General features: G+C 69.7%; 5 protein-coding genes and 3 pseudogenes. 5 read left to right on the top strand and 3 right to left on the bottom strand.

Annotated features, from left to right (window positions below; translation table 11 throughout):
* Positions 1 to 974 (top strand): annotated as a pseudogene (locus AB0O29_RS34180) (reductase); the annotation flags it as partial.
* A 16-nt stretch (positions 975 to 990) separates the two neighbouring features.
* On the opposite strand, the pseudogene AB0O29_RS34175 reads toward AB0O29_RS34180, so the two are convergent.
* Positions 991 to 1239: pseudogene (locus AB0O29_RS34175) on the bottom strand (TOBE domain-containing protein); the annotation flags it as partial.
* Between the two features lie 152 nt (positions 1240 to 1391).
* Between AB0O29_RS34175 and AB0O29_RS34170 the strand changes: the two are divergent.
* Positions 1392 to 1685 carry a hypothetical protein gene (locus AB0O29_RS34170; RefSeq protein ID WP_365159818.1) on the top strand — a complete coding sequence of 98 codons (294 nt, stop codon included), beginning with the start codon at positions 1392 to 1394 and terminating at the stop codon, positions 1683 to 1685.
* Between the two features lie 86 nt (positions 1686 to 1771).
* Entirely contained in the window at positions 1772 to 1981 is a 210-nt protein-coding gene (locus AB0O29_RS34165) for a hypothetical protein (protein ID WP_365159815.1), read from the top strand.
* Between the two features lie 321 nt (positions 1982 to 2302).
* On the opposite strand, the gene AB0O29_RS34160 is transcribed toward AB0O29_RS34165, so the two are convergent.
* Both AB0O29_RS34160 and AB0O29_RS34155 read right to left on the bottom strand, forming a co-directional pair.
* Entirely contained in the window at positions 2303 to 2605 is a 303-nt protein-coding gene (locus AB0O29_RS34160) for a VOC family protein (RefSeq protein WP_365159812.1), read from the bottom strand.
* Between the two features lie 162 nt (positions 2606 to 2767).
* On the bottom strand, positions 2768 to 3235 hold the full coding sequence (locus AB0O29_RS34155) for a hypothetical protein (protein ID WP_365159810.1): 468 nt from the start codon (positions 3233 to 3235) through the stop codon (positions 2768 to 2770).
* A 151-nt stretch (positions 3236 to 3386) separates the two neighbouring features.
* Here AB0O29_RS34155 and AB0O29_RS34150 point away from each other — a divergent pair, with 151 nt between their 5' ends.
* A complete protein-coding gene (locus AB0O29_RS34150) occupies positions 3387 to 3950 on the top strand; it encodes a hypothetical protein (protein WP_365159807.1) in 564 nt (187 codons plus the stop codon).
* Between the two features lie 70 nt (positions 3951 to 4020).
* Positions 4021 to 4707 (top strand): annotated as a pseudogene (locus AB0O29_RS34145) (hypothetical protein); the annotation flags it as partial.

The following is a 4707-nucleotide window of genomic DNA, read 5'->3' as shown; positions in this document are numbered from 1 at the left end:
GGCCGGCCAACGGCCACGCTCTCGTCACCGAGTGGCTCGCCCTCACCGGCCTCGACCCCGACGAACCCCTCGACCTCGGCGACGGCATTCCCCTCCCGCTCCGGGAGGCACTGCGCACCCGTCTCGACATCACCCGTATCACCACGGACCTGCTCCGGTTCGTGTGCGACCGAACCGGCAGCCACGACCTCAAGCGGCTGCTGCGTCCGGACAACAAAGACGCGCTCGGCCAGTGGAGTTGGGGCCGCCAGGCCGCCGACGTCCTCGCGATGTTCCCCGTGCGCGCTTCCGCCGCCGAGTGGACCGCCGTCCTCAAGCGACTTCAGCCCCGCCTGTACTCGATCTCCTCCAGCCCCCTCGCGCATCCCGGTGAGGTGCGCCTGACGGTCTCGGTCGTGCGTTACACCAGCGACCGTGGGCGCGACCGCAACGGCGTGTGCTCCACGTACCTCGCCGACAGCGCGGACGACGGCCCCGTCCAGGTCTACGTACAGCGCTCACCCCACTTCCACCCGCCCACCGACCCCGCCACTCCCATGATCATGGTGGGCCCGGGAACCGGCGTGGCCCCGTTCATCGGATTCCTCGAAGACCGCCATGCCCGTGGCCATACCGGGCCGAACTGGCTCTTCTTCGGCGAACAGCGCCGGGCCACCGACTTCTACCACCGCCACGACTTGGAGGCCTTCACGGCGTCCGGCCACCTCGACAGGCTCGACCTCGCGTTCTCCCGGGACCAGCGCAGCAAGGTCTACGTCCAGGACCGCATGCGCGAGAACGGAGCCCGCCTGTGGCAGTGGCTGCAGGACGGCGCACGCTTCTACGTCTGTGGCGATGCCGGACGCATGGCCAAGGACGTCGACCAAGCCCTCAAGGAGATCGTCGGCACTCACGGTGCCATGGGCTCCGACGAGGCGGACGCCTTCGTCCGGCGCCTGGCCGCCGACAAGCGGTACGTACGAGACGTCTACTGACGGCCGCCCGGTGCCGTCACAGGGCGACGAGGGTGATCTCCGTGGCCTTGACGCTGCACCAGACCGGTGTGCCGGCGGCGAGGCCGAGTTCGGCGGCGGCCTGCGGGGTGACCTCGGCGACGGTGTCCGCGGTGGTCTCCGAGGCGATGAGGACGCGCAGGCGGCTGCCGGTGGCGGTGATCTCGCGCACGGTTCCCGCCCAGACGTTGCGGGGGCTGCCGGCGGGTCGCTCGGTGTGCAGGGAAACGGCCTCAGGCGCGACGATCTTCTTGGGTGTGCCCTGGGCACGCAGTCCGAACGCGGTGTTGGCCGTCGCCGCAGTCCGGCTCTGGCTCCGTCCGTGAGATACGTCCTGCCTCTGGTTACGCCCAGAACCGCTTCGCGGCCAGCAGCGTCGTCCCATACAGTGCCGAAAGTATGACGGCACTCGCATCCTTCACCTTCGTCCGCCACATGGACGGGCTCCGCTACCACTTCGAACGCGACGGCGAGCACAACGGCCGCCCTGCCTACCGCCGAACGGACGGGCACGTGTGGTGTGTCTGGTCGCCGACCGACGGCTGGCATTGCGAGATCGCTGACGGCCTCGTCACCGCCCATCCCCTCAACAACCACGCTGACGAACCCGAACCCCCGGCCACCGTCTGGCGCAGCTTCAAAGACGACCGCTCCTACCTCTACGACCTCCGGACCCTCGACCCCGAAGCCTGATCCGCCGGAAAGGCATGGCTGGCGCCGACGACGGGCTGGTGCGGTTGGCGGACGAGAGGCTGCGGGGAGGTGGCGGAGCCGTTGGGGTGTTCGACGTCCCGAAGGTGCTGGACGAGCGGGGCAGGGAGGTGCGGCGCCTCCTCGGGGTCGCGCTCACGGCGTCGGGCGGTCTCGGGAGCGGCCATGCCTTGAACCTGTCGCGCAGGTTCCTGAAGGGTGAGCTGACCGAGGCGTTCCTGTCCCTCGTGAAGTTCGGCCCCCGTGGGGGGCGGGAGGAACGTGGACTTCTGGGGTGACGAGTCCGGCGAGTTCGCGAAGGCACCGACCGTATGCCACGCGTGCGGCTGGCACCCACACCGCTTCTTGACCCAACCGGCGTACAGGAGGCGCCGTGTACCCAGTGTCCCAGAACAGCTGTGACCGATCCAGCCACGATTCAAATTCAAGCTGGATAAATACTGGAAGGAAGTGGCCAGCCAGATCCCCATGAGTGCGGAGCGGCCGTCGCGAAGAACCAGTGAAGCCGGGCCTTGCTCAACCAACCTGCGCAGCAGGGCCCTCTCACACCCGGGTCCGCCGGCTACGGGAGGTCACCTCGCCACACCAACCGCCCACGGTCACGGGCCGACGTACTCGAAGACACCGCCGCCCGGGTGCCGCAGCACCGCACGACGGCCGTTCGGGGTGGGCTGAACGGGCATCACGATCTCGGCGCCTCCCGCCTCCTCGACTGCGGCGTTCAGATCGGCGACGGCGAGAGTCGCAGCGACGCCGGCGACACGCTGCACCGCCTCATCAGGTCCGGCGAACAGGAGGAACGGCACAGCCGCGTCCAGATCCTCGACACGCTGACGCACGACCACTGCATCGACAGCCATGGCCAACATCATCACATCATCACGCGGGCCTGCGAAGGTCATCCTGTCGAATCTCAAACAGCAAGACCGCCAACCGAGTTCGAGATGCCGTTCGACGTCAGATGCGGAACATCAAGCTCCCCAAAGCCCGCACACGGCACCGAGGACGGGAGACCGGCCCCGCCCCCGATCGGCGCCCGGGCGGGCTTCCGGAAGCCGCTGAGGTCACGCTCCGGCGTCCGGGGCCGTCCTTTTCGCGCGGGGCTCCGGGGCCGGGATGAGTCCGGATTTCCGGGCCTCGGCGATCCACCGGCCCGCGGTGGCCTCGGAGCGGGCCCAGCGGGTGGCGATGGCCCTGCGCGGGGGGATGTTCCGCTCGGTGGCCCACTCGAAGAGCGCGGCGACCCTGGCGAGGTGTTCCTCGCCGCCGCCGTACGGGCGTCCCTCGCCGGCGGGGGCGCTGCCCACCGCTGTGGCGATCTCCTCCGCGCGGGCCTCGGCGGCGGCGCGCAGGAGGCGGTCGAAGGGAAGGCGGCGCAGCCAGGTGGAGGTGAGCGGGGCCTCGTCGGGGGTTTTGACGTAGAAGCCGTTCGCCTTGGTGCTGTTGGGCGGGTAGCCGATGAGGAAGAGGGTGTCCTCGTAGCCGGGGACGTCCTCGACCGTGACGCCGCTGGCTTTGCTGGTGACCTTCATCGTGTGCTCCTCACCCTCACTTCTGATCTCATTTTTGACAGAACCTCGTGCATGTTGGTCAAGATCGTGCAATAGTTGCGCCCGCTTCTGCCCATCGCGCTGCACCGCCATGGCCCGGAAGTCACGCCTGCCAGCAAGGATTTACCCCTTCATGTCCGAAAACGGATACCCGCAGCAGCCCCACCCGCAGTACCCCGCCCCCAAGCAGAGCATGAGCACCGGCAAGAAGATCGCCCTCGGCTGTGGCATCCCCGCCGTCCTCGCCCTCGTTCTCGTCGGCGGCTGCACCCTGGTCGCGGGCAAGGCCGTCAACGAGGCCGCGAAGGAACTCGACAAGGCCTCCGACAGCTCCGTCGTCCAGCCCGAGGCCGCCAAGCCCTCCGGCGGCTCCGTGAACAACCAGCCCGACATCTCCAAGGACGTCACCGTCAAGGCGTGCAAGGTGTCGCCGACCGACTTCGGGACGGAGGAGGTACGGGTCGAGCTGGAGTTCACCAACTCCGGCGACCGCCGCTACTCCTACGCGGCCGAGGGCGAGGTGCTGGTCAACGGCGAGAAGAAGGCCGACATCAACAGCTACGCGCAGAACCTGGACAAGGGCCAGAAGTACACCGACGAGAAGGCCGGTGCGCTCGCCTACGACCTGGCGGCCAAGCTGAAGGCGGGCGACAGGATCGACTGCAGGCTCGTCAAGGTCACCCGCCACTCCTGGTGAACCGGACCCACCCCCACGCCACCCGCACGGAACGCGACGGCGGTCACCGGACCGCACAGGAGAGGCACCCATGACGCAGCACCCCCACGACCCGTCCCGGCAGTGGCCCGGCGGCCAGCCGCAACCCGGACCCCACTGGCACCCCGGCTCCCCGGCCGGTCCCCCGCCGCCCGGCGGCGGGCGGCAACGGCACCTCAGCCGAGGACAGCGCGTCGGCCTCTCGGGCTGCGCCATCGTCGTCGGTGGCTTCGTCGCCTTGGTCATCGCCGGTATGGCGCTGGGACCCGACGAGGTCGTCAAGGAGAAGAAGGTGCCCGGACCGACCGTCACGGTCACCGCCGCCGGCCCCACGGTCACCGTGACCGCCTCGCCCGCCCTGCCGCCGCCGGGCACACCTCAGCTGACCGGCGGCACCCGGAAAGACGCCCAGTCCCGCACGGCCACCCTCGAAGCCCGCTCCGCATATTCCGACATCACGCTGCCTGCCGACGCCTCCGCCTACGCCGGCTGGAAGGTGTGCGCACAGGAAGCCCAGGCCGCCGACGGCGTGCCCGCGAAGATCACGCTGTACCTCGGTGAGACGTCCTGCCCCGCCAGAACCGGCGACCGCCTCCACCCCGAGCCCAGCCCCACCCCTCCCGCTCCCCCGGCCCAGGCGCCGGCCCCCGCCCCCCCGCCCCAACCCCACCCCCCCCCCCACCCCCCACCCGGGGGGGGGACAGAAAAAACCCACGGGGGCGGGTTAAAACAACCCCAA

It is taken from the genome of Streptomyces sp. NPDC089915 (genome assembly GCF_040684675.1).
Taxonomy (GTDB): domain Bacteria; phylum Actinomycetota; class Actinomycetes; order Streptomycetales; family Streptomycetaceae; genus Streptomyces.
Note: the sequence above shows the minus strand (reverse complement) of the source record. Positions and strands in the feature narration are given on the sequence as shown.

Coding starts and splice junctions, on each gene's coding strand:
- AB0O29_RS34170 (WP_365159818.1), top strand. CDS start 1,392: ATGACGGCACTCGCATCCTTCACCTTCGTCCGCCACATGGACGGGCTC.
- AB0O29_RS34160 (WP_365159812.1), bottom strand. CDS start 2,605: ATGACCTTCGCAGGCCCGCGTGATGATGTGATGATGTTGGCCATGGCT.
- AB0O29_RS34155 (WP_365159810.1), bottom strand. CDS start 3,235: ATGAAGGTCACCAGCAAAGCCAGCGGCGTCACGGTCGAGGACGTCCCC.
- AB0O29_RS34150 (WP_365159807.1), top strand. CDS start 3,387: ATGTCCGAAAACGGATACCCGCAGCAGCCCCACCCGCAGTACCCCGCC.